This is a genomic window from Mucilaginibacter sp. P1_D10 (assembly GCF_056406215.1).
Map to the genome: position 1 here is coordinate 79,189 of NZ_JBFUAP010000004.1, position 26,576 is coordinate 105,764.

Annotated in this window: 25 protein-coding genes; 18 read left to right on the plus strand and 7 right to left on the minus strand. The window is 47.1% G+C overall.

What is annotated here, in order from left to right; all coding sequences use genetic code 11:
• The first annotated feature begins 5 nt into the window (after positions 1 to 5).
• On the plus strand, positions 6 to 2,162 hold the full coding sequence (locus AC1DYT_RS07110) for a c-type cytochrome domain-containing protein (protein WP_477468943.1): 2,157 nt from the start codon (positions 6 to 8) through the stop codon (positions 2,160 to 2,162).
• A gap of 4 nt (positions 2,163 to 2,166) precedes the next feature.
• A complete protein-coding gene (locus AC1DYT_RS07115; protein WP_477468944.1) occupies positions 2,167 to 2,361 on the plus strand; it encodes a hypothetical protein in 195 nt (64 codons plus the stop codon).
• A 173-nt stretch (positions 2,362 to 2,534) separates the two neighbouring features.
• On the opposite strand, the gene AC1DYT_RS07120 is transcribed toward AC1DYT_RS07115, so the two are convergent.
• Together AC1DYT_RS07120 and AC1DYT_RS07125 are read right to left on the minus strand one after the other, a co-directional pair.
• Complete coding sequence (locus tag AC1DYT_RS07120) at positions 2,535 to 3,869, minus strand: dihydroorotase (RefSeq protein WP_477468945.1); 1,335 nt, start codon at positions 3,867 to 3,869, stop codon at positions 2,535 to 2,537.
• Positions 3,870 to 4,006: 137 nt separating this feature from the next.
• A complete protein-coding gene (locus AC1DYT_RS07125; RefSeq protein ID WP_477468946.1) occupies positions 4,007 to 4,645 on the minus strand; it encodes a hypothetical protein in 639 nt (212 codons plus the stop codon).
• 165 nt (positions 4,646 to 4,810) lie between these two features.
• Here AC1DYT_RS07125 and AC1DYT_RS07130 point away from each other — a divergent pair, with 165 nt between their 5' ends.
• The 8 genes from AC1DYT_RS07130 (at position 4,811) to AC1DYT_RS07165 (ending at position 14,132) form a co-directional block, all read left to right on the plus strand.
• Positions 4,811 to 6,172, plus strand: coding sequence for a DEAD/DEAH box helicase (locus tag AC1DYT_RS07130; protein WP_477468947.1), 1,362 nt, complete (start codon positions 4,811 to 4,813; stop codon positions 6,170 to 6,172).
• Positions 6,138 to 6,446, plus strand: a complete 309-nt coding sequence (locus tag AC1DYT_RS07135; RefSeq protein ID WP_477468948.1) for a hypothetical protein — start codon at positions 6,138 to 6,140, stop codon at positions 6,444 to 6,446. Before AC1DYT_RS07130 ends, AC1DYT_RS07135 begins: the two co-directional genes overlap by 35 nt.
• Before the next feature lie 6 nt (positions 6,447 to 6,452).
• Positions 6,453 to 6,782: a gliding motility protein GldC gene (gene gldC, locus AC1DYT_RS07140; protein ID WP_477462102.1), complete on the plus strand. Its 330-nt coding sequence runs from the start codon at positions 6,453 to 6,455 to the stop codon at positions 6,780 to 6,782.
• 9 nt (positions 6,783 to 6,791) lie between these two features.
• A complete protein-coding gene (locus AC1DYT_RS07145; protein ID WP_477468949.1) occupies positions 6,792 to 7,214 on the plus strand; it encodes a hypothetical protein in 423 nt (140 codons plus the stop codon).
• Positions 7,215 to 7,314: 100 nt separating this feature from the next.
• Positions 7,315 to 10,755, plus strand: coding sequence for a response regulator (locus tag AC1DYT_RS07150; RefSeq protein ID WP_477468950.1), 3,441 nt, complete (start codon positions 7,315 to 7,317; stop codon positions 10,753 to 10,755).
• Position 10,756: 1 nt separating this feature from the next.
• Complete coding sequence (locus AC1DYT_RS07155) at positions 10,757 to 11,599, plus strand: CheR family methyltransferase (protein ID WP_477468951.1); 843 nt, start codon at positions 10,757 to 10,759, stop codon at positions 11,597 to 11,599.
• The gene (locus tag AC1DYT_RS07160) at positions 11,589 to 12,182 is read left to right on the plus strand and encodes a chemotaxis protein CheB (RefSeq protein ID WP_477468952.1); all 594 of its coding nucleotides are present in this window, start codon (positions 11,589 to 11,591) and stop codon (positions 12,180 to 12,182) included. Before AC1DYT_RS07155 ends, AC1DYT_RS07160 begins: the two co-directional genes overlap by 11 nt.
• A 15-nt stretch (positions 12,183 to 12,197) precedes the next feature.
• Entirely contained in the window at positions 12,198 to 14,132 is a 1,935-nt protein-coding gene (locus tag AC1DYT_RS07165; protein WP_477468953.1) for a response regulator, read from the plus strand.
• Here AC1DYT_RS07165 and AC1DYT_RS07170 read toward each other — a convergent pair.
• Both AC1DYT_RS07170 and AC1DYT_RS07175 read right to left on the minus strand, forming a co-directional pair.
• Positions 14,116 to 14,601 carry a methylated-DNA--[protein]-cysteine S-methyltransferase gene (locus AC1DYT_RS07170; protein ID WP_477468954.1) on the minus strand — a complete coding sequence of 162 codons (486 nt, stop codon included), beginning with the start codon at positions 14,599 to 14,601 and terminating at the stop codon, positions 14,116 to 14,118. The two genes, AC1DYT_RS07165 and AC1DYT_RS07170, sit on opposite strands and share 17 nt — an antisense overlap.
• Before the next feature lie 4 nt (positions 14,602 to 14,605).
• Positions 14,606 to 15,415 (minus strand): SDR family NAD(P)-dependent oxidoreductase, encoded by an 810-nt coding sequence (locus AC1DYT_RS07175; RefSeq protein ID WP_477468955.1) that lies wholly within the window; start codon positions 15,413 to 15,415, stop codon positions 14,606 to 14,608.
• A 219-nt stretch (positions 15,416 to 15,634) separates the two neighbouring features.
• Between AC1DYT_RS07175 and AC1DYT_RS07180 the strand changes: the two genes are divergently transcribed.
• The 5 genes from AC1DYT_RS07180 (at position 15,635) to AC1DYT_RS07200 (ending at position 20,025) form a co-directional block, all read left to right on the plus strand.
• Complete coding sequence (locus AC1DYT_RS07180; RefSeq protein ID WP_477468956.1) at positions 15,635 to 16,612, plus strand: cation diffusion facilitator family transporter; 978 nt, start codon at positions 15,635 to 15,637, stop codon at positions 16,610 to 16,612.
• Positions 16,602 to 17,051 (plus strand): NUDIX domain-containing protein, encoded by a 450-nt coding sequence (locus tag AC1DYT_RS07185; protein WP_477468957.1) that lies wholly within the window; start codon positions 16,602 to 16,604, stop codon positions 17,049 to 17,051. The genes AC1DYT_RS07180 and AC1DYT_RS07185 overlap by 11 nt, the downstream gene beginning before the upstream one ends.
• Complete coding sequence (bioA, locus tag AC1DYT_RS07190) at positions 17,048 to 18,313, plus strand: adenosylmethionine--8-amino-7-oxononanoate transaminase (RefSeq protein WP_477468958.1); 1,266 nt, start codon at positions 17,048 to 17,050, stop codon at positions 18,311 to 18,313. The genes AC1DYT_RS07185 and bioA overlap by 4 nt, the downstream gene beginning before the upstream one ends.
• Positions 18,314 to 18,316: 3 nt before the next feature.
• Positions 18,317 to 18,922: a hypothetical protein gene (locus AC1DYT_RS07195; RefSeq protein WP_477468959.1), complete on the plus strand. Its 606-nt coding sequence runs from the start codon at positions 18,317 to 18,319 to the stop codon at positions 18,920 to 18,922.
• A 113-nt stretch (positions 18,923 to 19,035) separates the two neighbouring features.
• Positions 19,036 to 20,025, plus strand: a complete 990-nt coding sequence (locus AC1DYT_RS07200) for a 3-keto-disaccharide hydrolase (RefSeq protein WP_477468960.1) — start codon at positions 19,036 to 19,038, stop codon at positions 20,023 to 20,025.
• 196 nt (positions 20,026 to 20,221) lie between these two features.
• Here AC1DYT_RS07200 and ung read toward each other — a convergent pair whose 3' ends face one another.
• Positions 20,222 to 20,902: a uracil-DNA glycosylase gene (gene ung / locus AC1DYT_RS07205; RefSeq protein WP_477468961.1), complete on the minus strand. Its 681-nt coding sequence runs from the start codon at positions 20,900 to 20,902 to the stop codon at positions 20,222 to 20,224.
• 71 nt (positions 20,903 to 20,973) lie between these two features.
• Between ung and AC1DYT_RS07210 the strand changes: the two genes are divergently transcribed.
• A complete protein-coding gene (locus AC1DYT_RS07210) occupies positions 20,974 to 21,531 on the plus strand; it encodes a DUF2892 domain-containing protein (RefSeq protein ID WP_477468962.1) in 558 nt (185 codons plus the stop codon).
• A gap of 34 nt (positions 21,532 to 21,565) precedes the next feature.
• Here the strand turns inward: AC1DYT_RS07210 and AC1DYT_RS07215 are convergent, their stop codons facing one another.
• Positions 21,566 to 21,781 carry a hypothetical protein gene (locus AC1DYT_RS07215; RefSeq protein ID WP_477462087.1) on the minus strand — a complete coding sequence of 72 codons (216 nt, stop codon included), beginning with the start codon at positions 21,779 to 21,781 and terminating at the stop codon, positions 21,566 to 21,568.
• Between the two features lie 99 nt (positions 21,782 to 21,880).
• Between AC1DYT_RS07215 and AC1DYT_RS07220 the strand changes: the two genes are divergently transcribed.
• Positions 21,881 to 23,950 carry a sialate O-acetylesterase gene (locus AC1DYT_RS07220; protein WP_477468963.1) on the plus strand — a complete coding sequence of 690 codons (2,070 nt, stop codon included), beginning with the start codon at positions 21,881 to 21,883 and terminating at the stop codon, positions 23,948 to 23,950.
• Between the two features lie 58 nt (positions 23,951 to 24,008).
• Here the strand turns inward: AC1DYT_RS07220 and lysS are convergent, their stop codons facing one another.
• Positions 24,009 to 25,730 (minus strand): lysine--tRNA ligase, encoded by a 1,722-nt coding sequence (gene lysS / locus AC1DYT_RS07225; protein ID WP_477468964.1) that lies wholly within the window; start codon positions 25,728 to 25,730, stop codon positions 24,009 to 24,011.
• 162 nt (positions 25,731 to 25,892) lie between these two features.
• Between lysS and AC1DYT_RS07230 the strand changes: the two genes are divergently transcribed.
• Positions 25,893 to 26,576: an HAD family hydrolase gene (locus AC1DYT_RS07230; RefSeq protein WP_477468965.1), complete on the plus strand. Its 684-nt coding sequence runs from the start codon at positions 25,893 to 25,895 to the stop codon at positions 26,574 to 26,576.

The window sequence follows — 26,576 nt, forward strand, 5'->3', positions numbered from 1 at the left end:
GATATATGAAGAGCAGCCATAAAGGTTTTGCGGATGCGGCGCTTTTTGCGCTGAATGTTTTTATTTTGGTTTTACTGCTGGCAGGCAATAGCCTGGTGGTGCCCCAATGGCTGCAACCTGCGGGCAGGATGCACCCGCTTATTCTCCATTTCCCTATCGTGATATTGATGCTGGCCATGCTGCTGGAGTATTTTCGCTTTCGGCCGGAGTTTGTTGGCGAAAAATTGTACCAGTCTTTTACCAATTATTTGTTGGTGCTGGGCGCGCTGTTTGCTTCGGTAACCGTAATTATGGGGTTGTTGCTATCGCACGAACCAGGTTACGAGGGTAGCAATTTGCAATGGCATAAATGGTTTGGGGTAGGCGTGGCATTTGTGGGCTATGTTGTTTACCTCATGCGCAACCGCGAGCGGTACACCGCAACTATAGCCAAAACAGGTGCAATAGTTACCGTTTTTTGTTTGATAATGGCCGGACACTTCGGCGGTAATATTACCCATGGCGATGATTTTGTTTTTGGCCCGGTGATGGATAACAGCAAAAAACTGGTGCCGATAAACGAGGCGCTGGTTTACCGCGATGTGATAGCGCCCATTTTCGAGGCCAAATGCCAAAGCTGCCATAATGCCGATAAAATTAAGGGCGGCCTGAATCTTACCGACGAGCAATCTATACTAAAAGGCGGCAAAAAAGGCAAGTTGTTTATAGCTGGCAACCCGCAAATGAGCCTGCTGTTGCAGCGTGTCCACCTCCCCGAAACCGAAAAGAAACACATGCCGCCTATTGGCAAGCCACAACTAACCGAAGAAGAGCAATTGCTGCTTTACTTTTGGGTAAAGAACAACGCCGATTTCAAAAAGAAGGTAATCGATTTCCCTGCTACCGATTCCCTACGCATGATTGCTTCTTCGTTTTTAAAACCTGTGGAGGGCACAGAAGAAACTTACGATTTTTCTGCTGCTAACGAAGACGACATTAAAAAACTCAACAATAATTACCGCGTGGTTTACCCACTCGCTGCCGAGTCGCCGGCTTTAGCGGTGAATATTTATAATAAAAGCACTTTTAATGTAAAGGCATTAGAGGAATTAAGCCCCATCAGCAAGCAGGTGGTTTCGCTCGACCTGAATAAAATGCCCGTAAAGGATGCCGACCTGAAAGCCATCGCCAAACTGCCAAACTTGCGCCGCCTGGTGCTCAATTTTAGCGATGTAACCGGGAAGGGGTTACAAGAGCTAAGCACCCTAAAAAAACTGCACAGCCTTTCATTAGCGGGGGTGAAGCTAACTGTAGCGGATATCAAACAATTAGCGGCCATAAAAAGCCTTACCGAACTGGCTGTATGGGATACCGGCCTAAAGCCTGCCGATTTTAAATCCCTGCAGGCAAGCAACAAACAATTAAAGGTATTAACCGGCTTCAAAGATGATGGTAAGCCGGTTAAGCTTACCAACCCGCAGTTGAAAAATACTGCTGTGATATTTAGCGAAAGCTACGCGCTGCAATTGGTTAATCCTATCAAAGGGGTTGATATACGTTATACCACAGATGGCACCGCACCGGATAGTAACCGCTCCCTGCTGTATAAACCGGGTACCGTTCTCACGCAAAGTACAGTAATAAAAGCCCGTGCTTTTAAGCAGGGTTGGATTGGCAGCGATACGGTTCAGTTTAATGTTTACAAATGCCGGTACACGCCCGATAGTGTAATGTTCATCACCCGCCCCGATGATAAATATAAGGGCGACGGCGCTAAAACCATTATTGATAAAGACCTGGGCGGTACAGGTTTCGGTAATGGTAAGTGGTTAGGGTCGCAAAAGGACCTGGAGCTGATGATGTGGTTTAATAAACCTATCGAAATACATTCCTTAGAACTTAATACCATGCGCAATATTGGCTCGCAAATATTTTTAGCAGCCGGGGTAGAAGTATGGGGTGGGCCGGATAAAGATCACCTGAAATTATTAAGTACCCTAAAAACGGCAACACCGCACAAAAATGACCCTTTTGGATTAGTGCCTTTAACCTGTAAGCTCAAAACGGCGCAAATGGTATCTTGTATTAAGCTTGTTGCAAAACCCCTAAAATCGGTACCCGATTGGCACCCCGCAAAAGGCAAACCGGGTTGGGTGTTTATGGATGAGGTGTTTATTAATTAATCCAATGAAACGAATTGTTAGAAGTGTATTGGCGGTTGTGTATTTAATAACGGCTTTTTTTGAACCATCCATCTTAAATATTGGAGATGGTAAAAGGGCTTCCGTTTGGCTGGCAATTGTCAAAGCTGTGCTGATATTGCTGACTGTAGGCATATTGGTTTGGATTGCGCAGAAATGGTATCCCGCCAGCAACTCTTAATGCGCCATAGGTGCAATAGCTTTGTAGGAAAATAGAAAAGAGAATTTTTGTACCCTAGGTACAGCCCATTAATAAGCAATCATTCGGCGACAGGGTAGCACCTAGGGTGCACAAGGTCTTCCCCGGAATTTTTCTACAAACAGGTAACTCCTAATGGAGCATGATTGGTATTTCTACCTCACAAAACTCATCCTTTGCCCGTAAATATCATCTATCACCTTACCACCTTCATAAGCCAGGTTACCGCTCACAATGGTGTGCGTAACACTCGATGCAAACCGTTGCCCTTCAAATGGCGACCAGCCGCATTTATACAGGATGTTGTTCTTTTCAACACTCCAGGATTTGTTCAAATCAATTAACACCAGATCTGCCCAATAACCTTCGCGGATAAAGCCGCGCTTTTCTATTTGGAAGCATTTGGCAACATTGTGCGCCATTTTCTCTGCAATTTGTTCCAGGGTGATTTTGCCTTGTTTATGCAACTCTAGCATGGCTACTAATGCGTGCTGTACCAGCGGGCCGCCGCTTGGTGCCTGCAGGTAGGTTTGTGACTTTTCTTCTGTTGTATGCGGGGCGTGGTCGGTAGCTATTACGTCTATGCGGCCATCAAGCACAGCGGCCAGGATGCCATCGCGGTCGGCAGCCGTTTTAACGGCGGGGTTCCATTTGATCAGGTTGCCTTTTGTGTCGTAATCGGCATCGCTAAACCATAAATGGTGGATGCAAGCTTCCGCGGTTATGCGCTTGTCTTCCAGTGGTATATCATTGCGGAACAAATGTGTTTCTTTCTCGGTAGAGATATGCAATATGTGCAGGCGGGTGTTGTGTTTTTTGGCCAGCTCTACAGCCATGCTGGATGACAGGTAACATACTTCCGCGCTCCTTATTTTAGGGTGGAGTTGTATCGGAATATTTTCGCCAAGTAACTGTTTAAAATGTTCGAGGTTGCTTTTGATGGTTGCTTCGTCCTCGCAATGCGTGGCGATTAGCATAGGGGAGTTGGCGAACAAATTCTCCAGCGTGGTAGGGTTATCTACCAGCATGTTACCGGTTGACGAACCCATGAACACCTTGATGCCGCATACATTTTTGGTATCGGTACGCAGCACTTCGTCGAGATTATCGTTGCTGGCGCCCATGTAAAACGAGTAGTTAGCCGGTGAGTTTTGTGCCGCTATGGCGTATTTATCTTCCAGCAATTCGCGGGTGAGCGTATTGGGTACAGTATTGGGCATCTCCATAAAAGAGGTTATGCCGCCAGCCACCGCCGCGCGCGATTCGGTGTAGATATTGCCCTTATGCGTAAGCCCCGGCTCGCGGAAATGCACCTGATCATCTATACAGCCCGGGAAAAGGTGCAGGCCTTCGGCATTGACTATCTTATCGGCTTGTTCGTTGATGCTGCTGTCGATGCGTTCGATATAGCCGTCTTTGATGAGTACATCGGCAACAAACTGTTTACCTTCGTTTACGATGGTGGCGGCTTTTATGAGGATGGTTGGCATAGGGCAAAGATAGGCGTTGGAATTTAGAAGCAAGAAATCAAGAGGCAAGAATCAAGATAAAATAAAGCGGCATAAGCTTCAAGAAAAAGGCATTGACTTCTTTCCTGATTCTTATGTCTTGCTGTCTTGCATCTTGTTTACTTCCCTCCCCAATAATAATTCAACCCAAAGCTAAAGTTATTGTTCAAGGCCAGGTTTACCGTGCTACCATTGGTTTGGTAGTTGTAATTGTAGTTGAAATTGCCGAAACCCATGTTGATGCCCAGTTTTTGGGTGGGGAAGAAGACCACATTCGGTCCCCCGCCTACGTTTAATGAGCCGACTAAAAAGTTATTCAGCACATGGTTGCTGCTGATGCCCATCTGGGGGTAAATGCCGAATTTGTCGCTCAGCATCCAGTAATAACGCACGTTAATGGCCAGCCCGATGATATCGGTATGGTATTTACGCGTATGGCTGTAGTTATCTGCAGCGTTGGTGGCAGAGTAATAGTTATTGGTTTCGGTGCCCGAAGTACGCGCATAGCCGGGTTGTATGCCAATCGTCCAATGTTTGTTCAGGAAGAAACCAAACTCGGGGCTGACGTTTAAGTTTAAAATGCCCGTATTGAAATATTGGGTATTGCCCTGCGGAAAGCTTACATAGCTGGAATATCCGGCCTCGTCATAATTAAGGTTGAAGCTGCCGCCTATGTATTTGGCGCCCTTGCCCATTTGGGCCATAGATGTACTTGCGAAAAGTAGTATCGTAAAAGCAGTAAATAGATGTTTTTTCATGTATGGTTATATGTTGCGAAGATAATTGTTTAGATGCAATGACGGCTAAACAACCTTGTATGTTACAGGATGGTTAATGATTGCTATTAACTTAATATTCTGTCTCAAATCTCTAATCTCACATCTCAAATCTAGCAACCGCACAAAAAGCCTATCTTTGCGGCTATGGGCATACCCTTTGAAGATTTTAAATTTAACCGGCAGATATTGAATGCTATTGCCGATGCCGGTTATACCGAGGCTACGCCGATACAGGAGAAAGCAATCCCGCCGATAATGAACGGGCAGGATGTTATGGGCATTGCCCAAACGGGTACGGGCAAAACCGCTGCCTATGTACTGCCGATATTAATGAAGCTGAAATATGCACAAGGCGATAGCCCGCGTGCACTCATCGTATCGCCAACGCGCGAGTTGGCCATGCAGATAGAAGAAAATATCAAGGCCTTCGCCGCCAACACCGACTTAAGAGTTGTGGTGCTTTACGGCGGCCTCGGCCCAAAAACACAGATAGAGCAAATCAATAAAGGTGTTGATATTATAGTAGCTACACCGGGCCGCTTGCTGGATATTTACCTGGCGGGCCATATTGTTACCAAAACCTTGCAGGTGCTGGTGCTTGATGAGGCCGACAAGATGATGGATATGGGCTTTATGCCGCAGATAAACCGCATATTAGAGATAGTACCGGTTAAGCGGCAGAATCTGCTGTTCTCGGCCACCATGTCTGATAAGATACAGGAGTTATCATACAACTTCCTGGAGTTCCCCACCATAATAGAGGTAACGCCACAGGCAACCACTGCCGAAACGGTTAGCCAGCAGCTATACCATGTGCCCAACAACAAAACCAAGATAAACCTGCTGAAGGCCCTGATGGATAAAGAGGGCGACATCAAGAAGTTGATGGTGTTTTGCAAAACCCGCGTGGCGGCAGAGGATGTTTACAAATTCCTGCTGCGTAAATATGGCGAAACAGGTGTAAAGGTGCTGCATGCCAACAAAGGGCAAAACACCCGTATCAATTCCATCAACTCCTTTAAAAACGATTTGGTGAAGATATTGGTGGCTACGGATGTAGCTTCGCGAGGCATCGACGTAAGCGATGTTAGCCACGTAATAAATTACGATGTACCGGTGGTGATAGAAGATTACGTACACCGCATAGGCCGTACCGGCAGGGCGTATAACTCGGGTGTGGCCATAACTTTCGCGGTACCTTCAGAAGAGTATTACGTAAACAAAATACAGAAACTTATCAGGCAAACCATACCGGTATTCGATATCCCGGAAGGGGTGTTCATCGAAGAAACGCCTTACGAAGAACGCCAGGAGCAAGCCAAAGAGATAGACCTGCAAAAACGCAAAGAAGACCCCGATTTTAAAGGAGCCTTCCACGAGAAGAAATCGCTGGCGCAGGTTAAAAAATTTGAAGCGGCCAAAGCGAAAAAGAACCCTAATCACCCAAGCAATAAGAAACCCGATAAAAAATATGGAAGCCAAAAGCGATCTGGCAAAAAACGCTGATCAGCCACGTAAATTCAGGATAAGCCCCTTAAACTTCGCTACCGCCGGCTTTTTTATACTGGCTGGTTATATTTGGATCAACGGTGCCAAAATCACAGGCAGCCCTTACGAGCACTGGAGCGGTACCATTACCTGGATATTCGTGCTGTTTGGGGTGGTTGTGTCATTACTGGATATAATTTTCCGTAATTTCTTTGCCGAAACTAAAAAACTATGGATTGTAGAGCTAAGCTTTATAACTTTGGTGGCTATTATATTTTTAATTGTTAAATAGAACTTGATGAAGACTGCTGAAATAAAGCTGACTGTACAACTCGACGATAATAACATCCCCGAAAGGATCCTGTGGGAATCTACCGATTCGCAAAACAAAGAAGCTTTGCCTGTACAGGCGTTCATGCTGTCGTTATGGGATCAGAGCTACAAAAACACGCTGAAGATAGACCTGTGGACCAAAGATATGCCGGTTGATGAGATGAAACGCTTCTTCTACGAAACCCTGCAAACCATGGGCGATACCTTTTTGCGCGCCACCGGCGAAAAGAACATTGTAGAAGACCTGCGCGATTATTGCGCCCACTTTGCCGATAAAATGGATATCCGAAAATAAAACAACCTTATGCGCCTGCCTTCACTATTATCACTTATCGGCTTTATAGTACTTATAGCCGCTACCTATTGCCCCATGCTTAGTGCATTCGGCATGGTTACTATGAACGTGTATAAAATGAATCAGCCTTTTGGCCTGTTGTTGCTACTGGTGGGCATCATTGGTATATTGTGCACGTTTTTTAACCAAACCAAGGTTACGCGCTTTGCCGCCTATATTTCCCTATGCCTGGTAGCACTGCTGCTGGTGGCAGCCGTGTTGAAAGTGAACACCACCTTTAGTTTCATCCCTTTCAAAAGCATCAATGCATTCCTCACCAGGCAACTCAAATTCAAATGGGGCTGGTATGTTTTGTTTGCCGGGCCGGCATTAGCTGTTTTGGGTGCGTTTTTCTCAAAAAATAAACTGCAGGTGCCTCCGCAGCAGGCGTAGGTACTTCCTGCGTGTTTAACACCTTAGTTTCGTTGTAATTTATTTAGTTAACAAGCGTTTTTTTGAACATATTTGTAGCTAATTAAACCACATTTTACCAATGTTAAAGCTTTCTTTCCGTAGCCAGGTATTAGCAGGTTTTGCTACTTCCATCGTATTGGTGCTTTTTGTTGGCATACTTTCCTTTAAAAGCATTAAGCAATTAGAAGACGATACCGTATTGGTAGACCATACCCAAAAAGTAATAAAAACCACCAATAATTTACTACAGTTATTAATTGACGGCGAAACCGGCATGCGCGGTTATGGCGCAACCAACAATAAGATTTTTTTAGACCCCTACAATGTTGCGGTTCCGCGCATCAACGAAAGTTTAAGGCAGCTAAGCGCCCTTATAGCCGATAACCCTTTACAGGTAAAACGGGTAGACTCCCTTAAAGAGCTTGTTGCCCGCCAAATGGCCATTTTAAAAACTAATATCGATACACGCGATGCTAAGGGGCTTGATTACATGGTGGCCAACCAAATGTTTTTAGCCGGTAAAGGCGATATGGACAGTATCCGTAGTTTAAGGGAACGCGTAATAGAAACGGAGAATAGCCTGTTGATGAAGCGCAAGGCGGCATCAGACGATGCATCCGACAAAGCAATTAATGTTATCATTTATGGGTCATTGGCCTTCCTTGGGATTGTTATTATCATGTTCTTCTACATACAGGCAACATTTGCCAGGCAGAAAAAGATAGAGGAAGAAGTAAAAATAGCCAATATACAACTGGAGAAAGTACTCGCCGAAAACGAGGCCAAAAACTGGCTGCTTACCGGTACCGGTACCCTGAATGATAAAATGCAGGGCCAGCAAAGCGAGAAAGAACTGGCGGAAAATATATTGGCCGAAGTAAGCCATTACGCCGGCGCACTTACCGGTACGTTTTATCTGTTTAACGAGGCTGAAGAACGCCTTGATCTTTATGCATCCTACGCCTACAACGATCCGGCATCGCTCAAAAAACACATCCGCATATCCGAAGGCTGGATTGGGCAGGCCGCTAAAGACGAGCGCGTCGCCGTGGTAAAAGGCAAGCTGAACGATAAGATAGAGCTTGGTTCCTCTATCATCAGCGAGGAAATCATCGAAAGCTTTGTAGTGCCCTTCTTCTTCGATAAAAAACTGAAAGGCGTTATGGAGATCGGTTTCCGTGGTGAGCTGCTGGACCATATTAAGGATTACATCCTGATGGTGGCCAATGATATTGGTATTGCTGTAAATACTGCCCAGGCCCGTACCATTATGCACGACCTTTTTGAGGAAACGCAGCAACAAGCCGAAGAACTGGGAGCCCAACAGGAAGAAATGCGCGTTACCAACGAAGAGCTGCTGAACAAAACCGAAATGTTGCAGGCATCGGAAGAGGAACTGCGTGTGCAGCAGGAAGAGTTGCGCACCATAAATGCCGAGCTGGAAGAAAAAGCCAGCTTGCTGGAAGAGAAGAACCAGGCCATTGAGGAAGCCCGCCAAAACATAACCCAAAAAGCAAACGAGCTGGAGATTACCGGCAAATACAAATCGGAGTTTTTGGCCAACATGAGCCACGAGCTGCGCACGCCGCTGAACAGTATTTTGGTGCTTGCGCGGATTTTGAAGGATAATAAGCCGCTTAACTTATCCGAGGATCAGATTAAATATGCCAGCGTAATATTCAATGCCGGCAACGATTTGCTTACGCTTATAAACGATATCCTCGACCTCTCGAAGATAGAATCGGGCAAGTTGGATATGCAGAACGAGGACGTGCGTATCTCCGAGATACTGAGCGATGTGCAATCGTTGTTTGCAGAAATGGCGATGAACAAAAATATCACCTTCAAAACAACCTCCCTGGATGTACCTGCAACCCTGTACACCGATAAGCAAAGGGCCGAGCAGGTAATCAAAAACCTATTATCCAACGCGTTTAAGTTTACGCCGGAGGGTGGCTCTATTACGGTTACGGCAAAACCGGGCAGGTTGCCAAAAACAATCAGCTTCAGCATAAAAGACACCGGTATAGGCATACCTGCAGATAAACAGAAGGTAATCTTCGAGGCGTTCCAGCAGGCCGATGGTTCTACCAGCCGCAGGTATGGCGGCACAGGTTTGGGCCTCTCCATCAGCCGCGAACTGGCAAGCTTGCTCGGCGGCCATATCAGTCTTACCAGCGAACCCGGCGAAGGTAGCGATTTTGTGCTCACCTTACCGCTTGAAGCTCGACAGACCTTACAGCAAGAGCGGCAGGCGCCAACGATAGAATCGTTTAAACCGGCAGAGAATTTCCTGAGCACCGTACCACATAAAGCCGACCCAAACAGCGAGCCTACGGTGGTGATTGTAGAGGACGATAAGAACTTCGCTGCTATTTTGCAGGATTACGCCCGCGACCATGGCTACCGTGCCATTATGGTACATGAGGGCACGCATGCCTTCGAAACCATTAAAGAGAAGCGTCCGGATGCTGTTATACTGGATATTATGTTACCTGGCAAAGATGGCTGGCAGATATTGAAAGAGCTAAAGAACGACCCTGAAACATTGGGCATACCGGTGCACCTGATGTCGGCAGGTGAAGCGGCGGCAAACCGCGTGCGCAAGGAGGGTGCCATCAGTTTCCTTAAAAAGCCGGTGAATACCGAAACGCTTGATAAGTTGTTTGCCGATATTATGACCAACAGCGGCATGCGCTTTAAGCAGATATTGCTGGTAGAAGATCATAAGGCCCAAAGCCAGGCCCTGCGCGATCTGATGCAAAGCCAGGGCATAACGGTAGATCAGGCGTACGATGGCGAATCAGCCTTCCGCATGCTGCACGAGAATGAATACCAGTGCGTGATTCTGGACCTGAACCTGCCGGATATATCGGGCCTGGATTTGTTGGATAAGATAAAAGAAATAGACCGTTTTGCGGCCCTGCCGGTTATCATCAACACGGCTATGGAACTGGATAAATCATCGGTAAACAGGTTGATGCATTATGCCAACGCTATGGTGGTGAAAACCAGCAAGTCGAGCGACCGGCTTATTGATGAGGTGAACCTGTTCCTGAACAAAATAAGCGAATCTGCAGGCTCTGCACCGCAGGCATCTTCGCCAATATCTCCTAAGAGGCCCATCACTGCCAATAAAGACAGCCTGAAAGGCAAGAAAGTGTTGGTGGTAGATGACGACATGCGCAACATCTTCGCGCTGAGCAGCGCGCTGGAAAGCTACGACCTTAACGTGGTAATAGCCAACGACGGCGAGGAAGCCATAGCCAGGCTGGAGGAAATGGCTGATATTGACATTGTGCTGATGGATATCATGATGCCTAAAATGGATGGTTACGAGGCTACGCGCTACATACGCAAGCAAAACAAATGGGCCAAGCTGCCCGTTATTGCCCTTACCGCCAAAGCCATGAAGGACGATCGCGAAAAATGTATAGCCGCAGGCGCAAACGATTACATTACTAAACCGGTTGATATAGACAGACTTATTGCCCTGATGCAACTCTGGTTGGATAGCTAATATGATAGACGACACGACAGGTAAGGACAATAACTTAACAAATCCGCAGCTTACGGAGTTGATAGACCTTGTAAAGAAGATACATGGCTTCGATTTCGGCGATTATACCAAGGCCTCGTTAAAGCGGAGGCTGGCGCGTATAATGATGCTGAAAAAGCTGAGCTTTTACGACCTGAAGCATATATTGGTGAACGACCCCGATTTTTTTCAGGAGTTTTTGGAAGAAATAACCGTGAACGTTACCGAGATGTTCCGCGATCCGGCGTTTTATAAAGCCCTCAATAGTCAGGTGCTGCCTTATCTTTCTACCTACCAGCACGTAAAGGTATGGTGCGCGGGCTGTTCATCAGGCGAGGAAGCCTATTCGCTGGCTATCCTGCTGAAAGAGGAGGGGCTGGCCAAAAAATCTTTCATTTACGGTACCGATATCAATACCGAAGTATTGAAAGAGGCCCGCAAAGGCATATACAGCCTGCGCAAGATTAAAAGCTACGCCGAGAATTACCTGTTTACCGGGCTGCCCGGATCCATAACCGACCATTTTACCGTGATGTACGATGCCGCAGCGGTACATAGCGAACTAAAGCAGAATACGCTTTTCTCGGTGCACAACCTTATATCCGATACTGTTTTCAACGAGTTCCAGATGATAAGTTGCCGCAACGTTTTCATCTATTTCGAAGCAGAACTGCAGGAACGTATCCTGGATTTGTTTTATAAAAGCCTTTGTCCGTTAGGGTATCTTTGCTTAGGCAATAAAGAAACCATCCGCAGCGATAATTTCCGCAAGAAGTTTAAGGCCATCAATCAAAAAGAAAACATATACCAAAAAATTGGCGCTTGATAGCACATTAGTACAGCGGTTCAAAGAATCGAAGCTGCTGCTTTTAGGCGGTTCGGCGGGCTCGTTCAAATTGTTGTTTGCGCTGGTTAAAGCATTCCCGCACGATTTCAATAAAACGGTCATCATCGTAATCCACAGAAAAAAGAACTTTTATAGCGAAATAGAAAAACTGTTTGCTGAGAACAGCCGTATGCTGCTGAGAGAAATTAGCGATAAGGATCCGCTTGATGGTAATACAATATATATAGCGCCTGCGAATTACCATACATTGATAGAGAAAAAAGGCTATTTTTGTCTTGATGTTTCAGAAGCGGTGTGGTACTCAAAGCCTTCTATAGACGTAACCTTTGAGAGTGCCGCATATGCGTACGGTAAAAATTGCACAGCAGTACTTTTTTCGGGCGCAAATCAGGATGGGGCGGAAGGCTTGCTGAAACTCCGTAACAGCGGTGCTTTGACTATAGCCCAGCACCCCGAGGATGCCGAAATGGCGGAAATGCCCAACGCAGCTATCCAAATTGATGCCGCAGAATACATATTACGCACAGCAGAAATATTTAAGCTTTTACAGAACGATACTTAATACCCCCATTATTGCATGACCCCCATTAACATCCTTATCGTTGACGACAGGGAAGAAAATATTATAGCGCTCGAAGCACTGCTGCAACGGAAAGATATAAAGCTGTTTACCACTACTTCGCCAAACGAAGCCCTTAAGATTGCCTGGGAAAACCAGATAGCGATAGCCCTGGTAGATGTGCAGATGCCTGAGATGGACGGCTTTGAACTGGTGGATATGCTAAAATCGAACCCGCGCACCAAAGATATCATGGTGATTTTCGTTACTGCTATCTCAAAAGAAAGCAAGTACGCCGTAAAGGGCTTTGGCGCGGGCGCAATAGATTACCTGTACAAGCCGCTCGACCCATACATCACCTCTGCCAAAGTAGATTCGTTTGTACAGCTGGCCCGATATCAGGATCAAATAAAAGCAAAAAATGCAGAGCTGGAAGATTACGCTACCGTGGTGAGGAACAGTGCCGATATGATTTGCTCGGTTGATGCTACCACCCTGAGGGTAAAAACCATTAACCCTGCTGTAGAAAAAATTTTAGGCTACAAACCTGCTGAAGTACTGGGCCGACACATCATAGACCTGGCAATAGCAGACGACCGCGACGAGTTTAAGAAGAAACTGGGCGAAATCATCAGGGATAACCTGCAGTTCGCTACTTTTGAGTTCCAGTTTGCCACTTTCGATAAAAGTTCTATCTGGGCAGATTGCCGCGTATCGTACCGTAACCGGGTGTTGTTTATGAACATCAGCGATTGCACGCCCCAGAAGAGTTATCAACAGCAATTAATAAAATCAAAGGAAGCGGCAGAGTACGGCAAAAAGGTAAAAGAAAACTTTTTGGCCAACATGAGCCACGAACTGCGCACGCCCGTAAACGGCATCATAGGTCTGAGCAACCTTTTGCGCAAAAGCGGCGTTACCGATAAGCAAGGCAACTTGCTGGATATGCTGGAAACCTCCTCGCGTTCGCTTTTGGGTGTTATAAACGATGTGCTGGACATCTCTAAGATAGAGGCCGGCAAATTCAACATCGTGCGTGCTTCGGGCAATATCCGCAACGTTATCGAATCGGTACATGGGCTGCTGAAGTTCAGTGCCGACGAGAAGGATGTAGAGTTTGCGCTGGAGATAGATAACGACGTGCCGGACGACCTGATGATGGATTCGTTACGCATTAACCAGATTCTGATGAACCTGATAAGCAATGCCATCAAGTTTACGGATAGGGGCATGGTAAAGGTAAAAGTATCGGTACTGCAAAAGAGCCAGGGCAAAATAAAACTGAAGTTCAGCGTAGAAGATAGCGGCATAGGTATCCCTGCGGACAAACTCACGCGGATATTCGAATCTTTTGAACAGGCTGATGAGGATACAGCCAGCAAATATGGCGGCACGGGTTTGGGCCTGGCCATCGTTAAAAAACTGGTTGAGCTTAAAGGCGGTGAGCTTACCGTGAGCAGCCAACTGGGCAAAGGTAGCGTATTCAATTTTATCAATTGGTTCGATATATCGCAGGTGCCGCAGCAAAGGCTGGTGAAGGCAAAAGAACTGGAACCCTTTGCAGGCCTTAACGTTTTGGTAGCCGAGGATAATATGATAAACCAGTTTATGCTGGTAAAGATGCTAAAAGATTGGAACGTAAACGTATCAGTGGCCGATAATGGCAATACGGCCCTGGAACGCCTTAAAGAGGAAGACTTTGATTTGGTATTAATGGATACCCACATGCCCGGCCTAAACGGCTACCAGGCTGCACGTTCCATCCGTATGGATTTTGACGAGCCTAAACGCAGTGTGCATATCATATCCCTTTCGGCTGCCGCTTACGAGCATGAGCATAAGGAGGCCTTATCGTCTGGCATGAATGATGTATTGTCCAAGCCATTCGAGCCGCATGAACTGCATAGCAAAATAGTGAAATTGCTTAACAGCAAAGCTAAAAAGGCAACTTAGTTTGGCCTATGCCCATTACGCGGGCCTCATGTTCTAAAAGCCATTGCTTGCGCCATAGGCCGCCCGCGTAGCCGGTTAGGCTGCCGTTGCTGCCTATTACACGGTGGCATGGCACAACTATCCAAAGCATGTTTTTACCGTTCGATGCAGCTATAGCCCGTATTGCCAACGGATTATTCATTTGGTTAGCCAATTGCAGGTAACTCATGGTGCTGCCATATTTTACGGTAAGCAGGTTCTTCCACACTTCTTTCTGGAAATCGGTACCCGGTTGGTTTATCGGCAGATCGAACTCTTTGCGCGTGCCGGCAAAGTACTCGTCTAATTGTTTTATTGCAAGGATTATAGCAGGGGATGGCGATGGCGTTTCCACGCATTCCTCATCCCTGATGCTGATGGAAGTAATAAACTCCTCGTCAGCCCTGATACGCACGAAGCCCAAGGGCGTTTTATGGAATGCCTCGTACATACAGCTATGAATTTTCGGCTTTTAGCAGGGCTTTGTAATATACTTTGCCCATGTTTTTAGTGATGAATTTGCGCGGCATAAAACTCATGAACACGTTGCCCACCCGGTTCAGGAAGCCAGGTATATGCACATGCCTGCGTTTGATGAATGCATCAAGCCCTTCGGCAGCGGCCTGGCCAACAGGCATCAGCCAGCTTTTAAGGTCGTTGAAGTTTTTGCCTTCGGTCATTTCTGTAGCTATGCCGCCGGGGGCGTACACGGTTAGGGAGAGCGCCGGGTTCATTATTTCTACTGATAAGGCGTTGGCAAAAGCCATAATGAACGCCTTGGTTGCCGAGTACACCGCCTGGTAAGGCACCGGGAAAAACGCCGCCATGCTGGATACGATCATCACGCCGCCTTCAGTACCTGCTTTCTCGAAATGGCCGATAAGCCTGCTGGTCATGTAAACCACGCTGTTTACATTGGTTTTCATGATGTTTTCGGTTTGTTCCCAGGGCAAATCGCTGTGGCGGCCAAAGTAGGTAACGCCTGCATTAAGTATCGCCCCGTAAAGCTCATCTCCGGCAAGGCTTTGGTCTATCATACGCACTACGTCATCGTGTACGGATAAGTCGGCAACGATTACTTTTACTTGCACGCCCGCGGCGGCTTCCAGCTCGGTTTTTAACTGGTCAAGCTTGTCTTTCCGACGGGCGGCTATGATGAGGTTTGCGCGGTGCTTAATGGCTAACTGCCGGGCCATTTCCTGCCCCAGGCCCGATGACGCGCCGGTAACCAGCACCCATTTATCAGCTAATTCGAGTTTCTTCATAATGACGAACCGTAAAACTAAGGAAATATCGGGAAACAATAGTGGCCTTATCTGCGCTGATGGAATAGCTGTCCAATTGCGCATGCAGGAGGCCGCGTGTAAAGCATTTTTTGCTCAGGTCATCATTATTAAACCATATTCCCGCTCAATCGTTACCATTAAAAAAAATGACGAGGCGAAATTTTCCTTAAGTTTGCCCTCTCCAAAAAAGTACGCGTTTTGAAAGAGCACAAACAGATTATCCTACTATCGCTTATTACCGGTTTTGTACTTATGGTAATGAAGTTTGCAGCATACTTTTTAACCAACTCCAACTTCGTACTTACCGATGCTGCCGAAAGCATCGTAAACGTAGTGGCCAGCGGCTTTGCATTCTACAGCATTTACCTGGCCTCGCTGCCGCGCGATGAGAACCACCCATACGGGCATGGCAAGGTGGAGTACTTCTCTGTGTTTTTAGAGGGTGCCCTTATAGGCATAGCGGGCGTTATCATTATCCTCAAATCGGTTTATAGCCTCTTCAATCCCGAAGAGATACGCGACCTCATTCGTGGCGCAGCTATTATAGGCTTTACCGGCGGGGTGAACGGCTTGCTAGGCTACTATATGGTGCGCAAAGGGAGAACACTACCCTCTATTACTATTGAGGCCGACGGTAGGCACCTGCTTACCGATACTGTTACCAGCACCGGGTTGGTGCTTGGTTTATTACTCATTTATTTTACCAAAATATTATGGCTGGATAGCGCGTTATCCATCCTGGTAGGCTTTTATATAACTTTTACAGCGTATAAGCTCATCCGCCGCTCGGTAGCCGGGCTGATGGACGAGACGGACTTCATCGTAGTGAGCGATGTAGTGAAATTGCTGGGCGAGAAGCGCCGCTACGAATGGATAGATATACACAACCTGCGGGCGCAAAAGTATGGCAACGATTTGCATATCGACTGCCACCTTACGCTGCCCAACTACTTCGACCTGAACAAGGTGCACGAAGAGGTGAAGCAAGTGGAATGGTTGATAAACCGCGAGGCGGGCATCAAAACCGAATTATTTATACATACCGACCCGTGCCTGCCCTTTTGCTGTCACTATTGCGGGATGCCCAATTGCCCCATACGCTCGGAGGCAAAAACGGAGGAAATAGAATGGACGATGGAGAAAGTAATGCGTAACAAAAAACACTATGAACAATAAGGAGTTTTTCAACGTCCGTGTGTACGGGCTGCTTATCAACAGCAATAACGAAGTACTGCTGAGCGACGAGCAAGAGTACGGCATGCGTTTTACCAAGTTCCCGGGTGGGGGCTTAGAGTATGGCGAGGGGCTTATAGACGGCCTCAAACGCGAGTTTATGGAAGAGTGCAGCCTGGAGGTAGAGGTATTAAGCCATTTTTACACCACGGATTTTTTCGTGAAGTCGGCTTTTAACGATAGCCAGCTTATCAGCGTTTACTACATGGTGAAAGCTATTTCTGATATTACTTTCACGGCAAAAACCATCGCTTTCGATTTTGAAGGCGAGGGCGAAGTGCTGCAAGCCTTCCGCTGGGTAAGGCTTGCTGATGTGGTACCCGCCAACTTTACTTTCCCGGTTGATGACCACGTAGCTAAACTCCTGATAAAATCCTTATGAGTTTAGTTGAACGCGATCTTGCCGTTATCTGGCACCCTTACACGCAAATGAAGACCGCGCAGCCGCCCATCCCTATAGTTAGGGGCGACGGTGCCAGTTTGTATGCAGAAGACGGGAAAGAATATATCGACGCGGTATCGTCCTGGTGGGTAAATATCCATGGGCATGCGCATCCCTACATCGCAAAAAAAGTTGCAGAACAGATTCAAAAACTGGAACACGTTATTTTTGCAGGCTTTACCCATGAGGGTGCGGTACAACTTGCCGAGCGACTTCTGCAATTGCTGCCATCCAATCAAAAAAAAGCCTTTTATACCGATGATGGTTCCACCGCAGTAGAAGCCGGCATAAAAATGTGCCTGCAATATTGGCTAAACAAAGGGCAGCAACGTACGAAAATATTGGCCTTTAAGAATGCTTATCATGGTGATACCTTCGGTGCCATGTCGGTAAGCGGGCGTAGTGCTTTTACGGCCGCTTTCGATAGTCTGCTGTTCGAAGTGGAGTTTATAGATTTGCCCGATGCGGGTAATATAGAGGCATTTAAATCTCAAATCTCAAACCTCAAATCTCAAATCTCTTGCTTCATTTTCGAACCCCTGGTTCAAGGCTCTGCGGGTATGATTATGTACGAAGCGGACTACCTTAATCAGTTGATGGCGCATTGCCAAAGCGAGGGCATATTACTGATTGCCGATGAGGTGTTTACAGGCTTTGGCCGCACTGGCAAGAACTTTGCTTGCGAATATGTGCAGATACAGCCCGATATCATGTGTTTCTCCAAAGGTCTAACCGGCGGCACCATGGCGCTGGGGCTTACTACCTGCACGCAGGCAATTTATGATGCCTTCCTTTCAGAAGATCGTACGAAAACGCTGTTCCATGGGCATTCTTACACGGCAAACCCGGTTGCTTGTGCTGCTGCGCTGGCAAGTCTCGATTTGTTTGTAGAGCCTTCCACCCAACAAAATATCGATAGGATAGCTGCTAAACATGCTGTCTTTGCCGAGAGCATCAAAAACCATCGTTCGATAAAAAGTACCCGCCAAACCGGTACCATACTGGCTATGGAGTGGGAAACCGGCCATGATACTTCGTATTTCAGCGGGCTGCGCGATAAACTTTACCATTATTTTCTGGACAAGGGGATTATCCTGCGCCCGCTTGGCAACGTTATTTATATTTTACCCCCGTATTGCATTAGCGATACCCAACTCGATTATATTTACCAAAGCATCGGGCAGGCGCTCGATGAGATCTGATTTATGCAACTGAACACTATCTTAACCAAAATTATTGCCAAAAACCGCTTGCACGCCCGCTGGCTAAACACGCTATCTCTGATGGAGAACACCGGAGCGCGCAAGATATCGGCCAGCGAAGACCCGGCCACGGTTACCTACATTATATTGAAACACGCCGCCGAAGAACACCGCCATGCTTTCTACCTTAAAAAACAGATAGAAAAAACAGGGGTGGACTGCCCAACCTATGCGGGCGAATACCTGCTTGCCCCGGAATTTAGTAAGCGTTACCTCCATCAATTGGATATAGATGTTTGCCGCTACCTTAAGTATGGCCTGAGTTTATCAGGTGCCGAGCTGCGTTTTGCGGCGTACTTGTTGGTTACCTACGCAATTGAAGTTCGTGCCGATGAACTTTACCCCATTTACCAGGATGCGCTTGACCAGGCCGCTAGCAAGGTGAACGTAAAATCCATCATCCTGGAGGAAGAAGGGCACCTGGAAGAAATGATTAAACAACTACAACTTTTCTCGCCCGACTGGCAGTTGCATGCCAACAAAGCCGTAGAGATGGAAACCGTATTGTTTGCCAAATGGGTAGAGAATTTGGCGGTGGAGATAGGGTAACGATACAGTTAAGATCCAATCATTGGTTGCAAGCTAAACCGATATTGAACGTTGTGGGCTGTATTTTAAAATCCCAATTAACTTCGTAGCTTTAAAAAATATAAACCATAAATATGAAAATTTTACCGGGAACATTTTGCAGGGGCATCGCCCGCTTTATCGGCGTACAGCTTGTTTTGCTAATTATCTTAACGGCATCCTTCAGAGCATCCGCCCAGGATCATCAATTGCTTAAAGACCCGGACGTTATAGGCAGATGGGACCTGACGATGGAAAAGGACGGCAAAACCCAGCCATCCTGGCTGGAGGTGCAAAAATCGGGTACGCATACGCTTATCGGCCGTTTTACCTATGCATTCGGCAGCGCGCGGCCTATTTCAGAAGTTAAACCGCACGATGGTAAATTCAGCTTCTCCATCCCGCCACAATGGGAGCAAGGCGACCGCAACATGGATTTTGAATTTGAAGTTGCCGGCGATGTAATAAAAGGCAGCATGGTTTATACCGATGGCAAAACCTACAACTTTACCGGCGTGCGTGCGCCAAGGATGTTGCCCGCCAAGGCACCGGTTTGGGGTAAGCCAATCGTACTGTTCAACGGCAAGAACACCAAAGGCTGGCACACCGATGGCAGGCCCAACCAATGGATAGTGGAAAAAGGCGTACTACGCAGCCTGCAATCGGGCGCTAACCTGCTAACCGATAAAACCTTCGGCGATTTCAAATTGCATATCGAATTCCGCTACAAGCAGGGCAGCAACAGCGGCGTGTACCTGCGTGGCCGTTACGAAGTGCAGGTAATTGATACCAAAAGCGGCGAGCCTGAGCCAATAAACAACCAATTCAGCTCTATCTATGGCTTTTTGCCGCCAAATAAAATGATGGCCAAAAACCCGGGCGAATGGCAAAGCTACGATATTACGCTGGTTGGCCGCCTGGTTACTATAGTAGCCAACGGTACCGAAGTAATCTGCAGGGCAGAAATCCCCGGTATTACCGGAGGCGCTATCGACAGCCGGGAAGGCGAGCCAGGCCCGCTAATGATACAAGGCGACCACGGACCTATCGATTACCGCAATATCGTGATAACACCGGCTAAGTAAAAGCCTGATAGCTCAATAAACAAAACGAGCCCTGCAATTCAGTTTGCAGGGCTCGTTTTGTTTGTTAGACGTTCGTCATCGCCGCGCTTCAATGAAGCGGCGTCCTAAATTTCACGTTAGAATAGCTGCACACGTGAAGTTTGCGCATCTATTTTTCCCCATCTGTATATTTGCACATCTGAAATCTGCACATCAATTAGATTTGCCAATCAATCTCATCTTTTCCCTCTTTCCGCAAAAACTCATTCGTTTTAGAGAACGGCTTTGAGCCAAAGAACCCACCATGGCTTACTGCAAGCGGCGAGGGGTGGGTAGATTTGATGATGAGATGGTTGTTATTGGGGTTTATAAGCACGCTTTTCGATTGTGCATAAGCTCCCCAAAGGATAAATACCAATCCCGCTTTTTCGTCGGATAGTTTTTTGATGGCAGCATCGGTAAAGGTTTCCCAGCCTTTCTTTTGGTGCGAGCCTGCGGTGGCGGCCCGCACGGTTAGTGTGGCGTTTAGCAATAATACGCCTTGCTTTGCCCATTTGGTTAAATCGCCGCTTTGGGGGATACTGAAAGCGGGAATATCGGTAGCTAACTCTTTATAAATGTTTTTTAAGGAGGGCGGGGCAGGCACACCCTCGCGTACCGAAAATGATAGTCCATGCGCCTGCCCCGGCCCATGGTAAGGGTCCTGGCCTATGATAACCACTTTCACGTCATCGAGCGGGGTGGTGTTGAAGGCATTAAATATTTCGGCATTTTTAGGGTAGATAGTATGCCCCGCATCCCGCTCCTGTTTCAGGAAGCTTTTCAGTTGCAGCATGTAGGGCTTCTCCAGTTCTTCGCCCAAAATATTTTTCCACGATGGTTCTAATTCTCCGGCCATAAATCTTGATACAGATGTTTTATTATGCTTACAAATAACGATATTCGCACTTTGATTATACAATACAAATGATGTCGAATTTAGTTAGATTGATTATAGCCTGCGTTACCATGGGCGGCGGTGTTGCCCTTTGTGTTTTTGGCTTTTGGGGTTGGGGCATCCCTGTTGTTTTGATTGGCGGTTTAATATTGCTGACTTTCTTTTTCAACGAAAATATGCTGATAGCCCAGTACTACCTCCGCAAGGAGAATAGCGAGGAGTCTGAAAAATGGCTATTGAAAATTACCGATTACGAAAAACAGCTATACAAAGGCCAGCACGGTTACTACAACCTGCTTGTGGGCTTGATAGAATCGCGCAAGGCGCCGCTAAAATCTGAGAAATACTTTAAGAAAGCCCTGAGCCTGGGCATGGGCATGAGCCACAATACAGCTCTGGCCAAGTTAAGCCTGGCAGGTATATCAATGGCGAAACGCGATAAGCGCAACGCCGAGATCTATTTGAAGGAAGCTGCCAAAGACGATAAGAACAAGCTACTTGCCGATCAAATCAAAATGATGAAAGGACAAATGGCCCAAATGGATAAACAGCAGGTAGTACGCGGCGGTTTCCGCCAGCAGAAGTTCTAAAGCCGGTAAATCGATAGACGAAAGATAGCAAAAGCTATTTTTCGTCTATCGAACTGTAATACTCAGGCTCCGAAGAGTCGCTTTGTTTAGCGGATAGATAGCTGTCTATATAGTTGAATTCCTTCTGTTCGCTTGGCTTAGAAACCTCCACCATTTTCAACAGGCTACGGATAAACGACAGGTCGAAAGTGCTCCTGTTTAGTTTTATCAGGTACTCGTTTTCGGTTATTTCCAGGATAGAGTTAGTCATGGGTATTCGTATTAATATGATTTTTATAAAGTTAAAGATGTTGTTTAATGCGAAAGTCCTTTTTACTTTATGCTTTTGTTAAGAAATTGTGAATAAAGTTTGGCCGGTTTTTTACAACTGTGGAAAGCCTGCGTTGATAACCACTCCCCATTCGGCGTAAATACCTATATTTACTTTGCCAACCAGCTTAAAAAAATCTTACAGGTAATACCGCACATGAAAGCCTTACTCTTCATCATCTCTGCATGCTTTGTAACCAACGCGGGCTACGCGCAGCTTGCGCCGGCCAAATTATTCAATAACCATATGGTTTTGCAGCGTAACCAACCCATACCCGTTTGGGGCACTGCTGCTAAAAACGCAAAGGTTACTATTAGCCTTAACAGCAACTCAAAAACTGCCACTACCGATGCCGCCGGGCATTGGAAAGTTATGCTCGCGCCGATGAAGGCCGGCGGCCCGTATAAAATGCTTATATCATCGGGCAAGCAATCGCTTACTTATATTGATGTGATGTTAGGCGAGGTGTGGGTGTGTTCCGGGCAATCTAACATGGAGTTCCATTTGCGGGATGCTTACGGTTATAAAGCCGAGCGGAAATTGGCTGCCAGCGTTGCCGTGCGGCAATTCGATGTGCCACGCAAGGTAAGCCTCATGCCCTTAACCGAATTAAGCGGAGGCGAATGGCGGTTAGCCACGAATGCTACCGTTGGCGATTTTTCTGCCGTTGGTTATTTCTTCGCCAAACGCCTTGCCGAAAACCTGCATGTGACGGTAGGCCTTGTAAACAGCAGTTGGGGTGGTACCGAGGCGGAGGATTGGATAAGCAAAGATGCCATGCTGGCCTCGCCCGAATTGGGCGCGGCAGTGACGGGCTTGCCCGTAAACGATAAGCAACTGTCTGATCGCGCCGACAATAAATTAAAACGCTGGGCTTTCCGAAACGGGGAAGCCGTAAATTATAATTTGGCCGATTTAGCTGCAAAGCCCCCCGCGTTTTTCGATACCTGGCAGCAGGGTTATATGCCCAGCTCATGGGAGTGGGTGGGCAGGCTATATTCATACCGTGGGCAGGGGTTTATGCAACGCAGTATTGTTTTAGATAGTACTTATGCGGCAGAGGGTTCATCTATATCCTTAGGGAATTCCGCCGCCAATACCACGGTGTTCCTGAACGGCGTACGCTTAGATAATGGCGATAACGCCACCACCTTTAAGCTGCCCGCCGGTAATTGGATGGGTGGCTCAAACAGCCTGCTTATTTATATGGGTCCGCAAAAGGATACCTCACGGTTTGACATCGGCCTGAGCGGCCCCGCGCAGGATATGTACCTGCGCTTTGCCGATACTACGATTACGTTGGCCGACAGCAAATGGCGCGTAATGCCCGATTTGAGCAAGCCTTACCATTTTGCTTTCCTGCCCAATAACAACGCATCATCGCTTTATAACAGCATGATAAACCCCATAGTACCCTATGGCATGGCGGGCGTTATCTGGTACCAGGGCGAGGCCAATGCCGATAGGGGTTACCAATACCGCAGTGTTTTCCCGCTCCTGATCAGCAACTGGCGCGATAAGTGGAAATCAGCATTTCCGTTTTTGTTTGTGCAGTTAGCCTCATTCGGCGGCACGCAAAACAGCAACGCAGGCAGTAATTGGGCAGAACTCCGCGAAGCGCAAAACTTAACCTTAAAACTACCTAATACTGGCACGGCTATAACCATCGATGTGGGCGAAGCATTTAACATCCATCCAAAAGATAAAGCAACCGTTGGCTATCGACTGGCGGCATCTGCTTTCAACCTGGTTTACCATGTACCGGGCTTTGCCGAAAGCCCGCAGTTTGTATCTGCGGATTTTAGCAATGGGTACGCGCTTATCAATCTTAGCCATGCCGAAAACGGCCTGATGGTAAAAGATAAATATGGTTATGTAAAAGGGTTTGAATTGGCAGGTGCAGACCATAAATTCTACTACGCACAGGCGGTAATCACAGGCAAACAGGTAAAAGTTTGGTGCCCGGCAGTTCCTAACCCTGTAGCTGCCCGCTACGCCTGGACGGATGCCCCGCTGGATGCCAATCTGTTCAATACCCGGGGCATGCCGGTAAGCCCTTTCCGTACAGATGATTGGCCGGGTGTATCGGCGGGCAAGAAATTTGAATAATTGCTAAGCAACAAAGGCCCGTTAAGGGCCTTTGTTGTTTTATTATTAGAAAGCTGGTTTACGAACACCAGGCAATCACCTCTTCTTTGGTTGGCATCGGGATTTCCAGTTTCAGTTTCTTGCGCATCCCGCCAAGGTCGTTAAATAACTTGTTGGCGTTGGTTGCTTTCAGTTGCTCTACGGTGTTGATGCTCATTTTGTTAAGCACAGGCACCCATTCGGCGGGTACGCCTGCGGCAATAAAATCATCAGCGGTAGCAACCTGAGCCTTTTTCTCAGGGCGCATCTGCGGGAAGAACAAAACTTCCTGTATAGTGCTTTGGTTGGTCATCAGCATCACCAAACGGTCGATACCGATACCCAGGCCCGATGTTGGCGGCATGCCGTATTCCAGAGCACGCAGGAAATCGTCATCCATAGCCATCGCCTCATCGTCGCCGCGGCCAGCTAATATGAGTTGCTCTTCAAGTCGCTCGCGCTGGTCTATCGGATCGTTCAACTCAGAGTAAGCGTTGGCTATCTCCTTGCCGTTTACGAACAGCTCAAAACGTTCAACCAGTCCATCTTTTGTACGGTGCTTTTTGGCCAGCGGCGTCATCTCGATAGGGTAATCGGTAATATAGGTAGGCTGTATCAGGTTAGCTTCAACTTTTTCGCTGAAAATCTCATCTACCAGTTTACCCTTGCCCATGGTGGCATTGGTTTCAATGCCTAAATCGGCACATACTTTCAATAAACCAGCCTCATCCATTGCCGATACGTCGATGCCTGTGTATTTCAGGATAGAATCGTACATGCTCAGTTTCTCGTAGGGGCCCGCAAAGTTTATTTCATGCTTGCCCACCTGCACCACAGGGATGCCGTGAACGGCTTTTGCAACGGTTTCCAGGCATTCCTCTACCATGGCCATCATCCAGATGTAGTCCTTATAAGCTACATAAATTTCCATGGCCGTAAATTCCGGGTTGTGGGTGCGATCCATACCCTCATTGCGGAACATCTTGCCAAATTCATACACGCCGTCGAAACCGGCAACAATCAGCCTTTTCAGGTACAGCTCGTTGGCAATGCGTAGGAAGAGCGGCATATCCAACGTGTTGTGGTGCGTGTTGAACGGCCGGGCTGCTGCGCCGCCATGTACGGCCTGCAGTATAGGGGTTTCCACCTCCATCCAGCCCTGCGCGTTAAAGTAATTACGCATAGCGCTGATTACTTTAGAGCGGTTGATGAAAATGTTTTTATAATCGGGGTTAACGGTTAAATCTACATAACGCTGGCGGTAACGCATTTCCGGGTCGGTAAAGCCATCGTGGATGGTACCGTCTTCCTCTCGTTTTACTACGGGTAGCGGCTTTAGGGATTTGGCCAGGATGGTCAGTTCTTCGGTATGCACCGATATTTCACCGGTTTGGGTAATGAACACAAAGCCTTTTACGCCTACGTAATCGCCTATATCCAGTAACTTCTTGAATACGGTATTGTAAAGCGTCTTATCTTCGCCGGGACAAATATCATCGCGTTTGATGTACACCTGCACGCGGCCGGTGCTGTCCTGCAGTTCAAAAAAAGATGCGCTGCCCATGATGCGGCGCGTCATGATACGGCCGGCTACGGTAACCTGTTTATACTTATCCGGGGAGGCTTCAAAATTGTCATTAATATCCTGCGCCCATGCATTTACATCATAGGCTTCGGCAGGGTAAGGGTTTATGCCTATGGCACGTAACTCTTGCAACGATTTGCGGCGGAAAACTTCCTGTTCGGATAGCGCGATACTCATATCAGTACGGTGTATTTTAAGGCTGCAAAAATAGGGTTTTTATTTAGATGTGAGATGTTAGATTTGAGATAGGAGAAAGGGATTGGCTTCTCGTAAGATAATAAAGCCCCGATGTTGCATCGGTAGGCTTTTTATTTACCCGCAGTTAAATACCTTTGCCATATGGACATCAAAGTTATCGCGTTCGACGCGGATGATACCCTTTGGGTAAACGAACCCTATTTCAGGCAAACCGAAGAACGCTTTTGCGAACTATTGAGCGATTACCTTTCCCGACACGATTTGGAGCGCGAACTGCTGCGCATCGAAATCGAAAATCTTTCCTTGTACGGTTATGGCATCAAGGGCTTCATCCTATCCATGATAGAAGCCGCCATGAAGATTACCGATGATACGCTTAGCATAGAAGTGGTGAAGCAGATTATGGATCTGGGCAAGCAGATGCTGAACCAACCGATAGAACTGTTGGATGGGGTAGAAGACGTGCTGGAAGCCCTTAAAGGCAAATACCGCCTGGTAGTAGCCACCAAAGGCGACCTGCTGGACCAAGAGCGCAAACTGAAGAAATCGGGCCTGAACCCCTATTTTCACCATATCGAAATCATGAGTGAGAAGGACGATGCGAACTATCTTAAACTAATCAAGCATCTGGATATCCAGCCTTCGGAATTATTGATGGTGGGTAATTCGCTGAAGAGCGATATATTGCCGGTATTGAACGTGGGCGGCTATGGCGTGCATGTGCCGTACCATATCACCTGGGCGCACGAACAAATAGAAGAAAGTATCCATAACGAACGCTTTAAAAGCGTGGAAAGCATAAAAGATATACTGGAGCTGTTATAA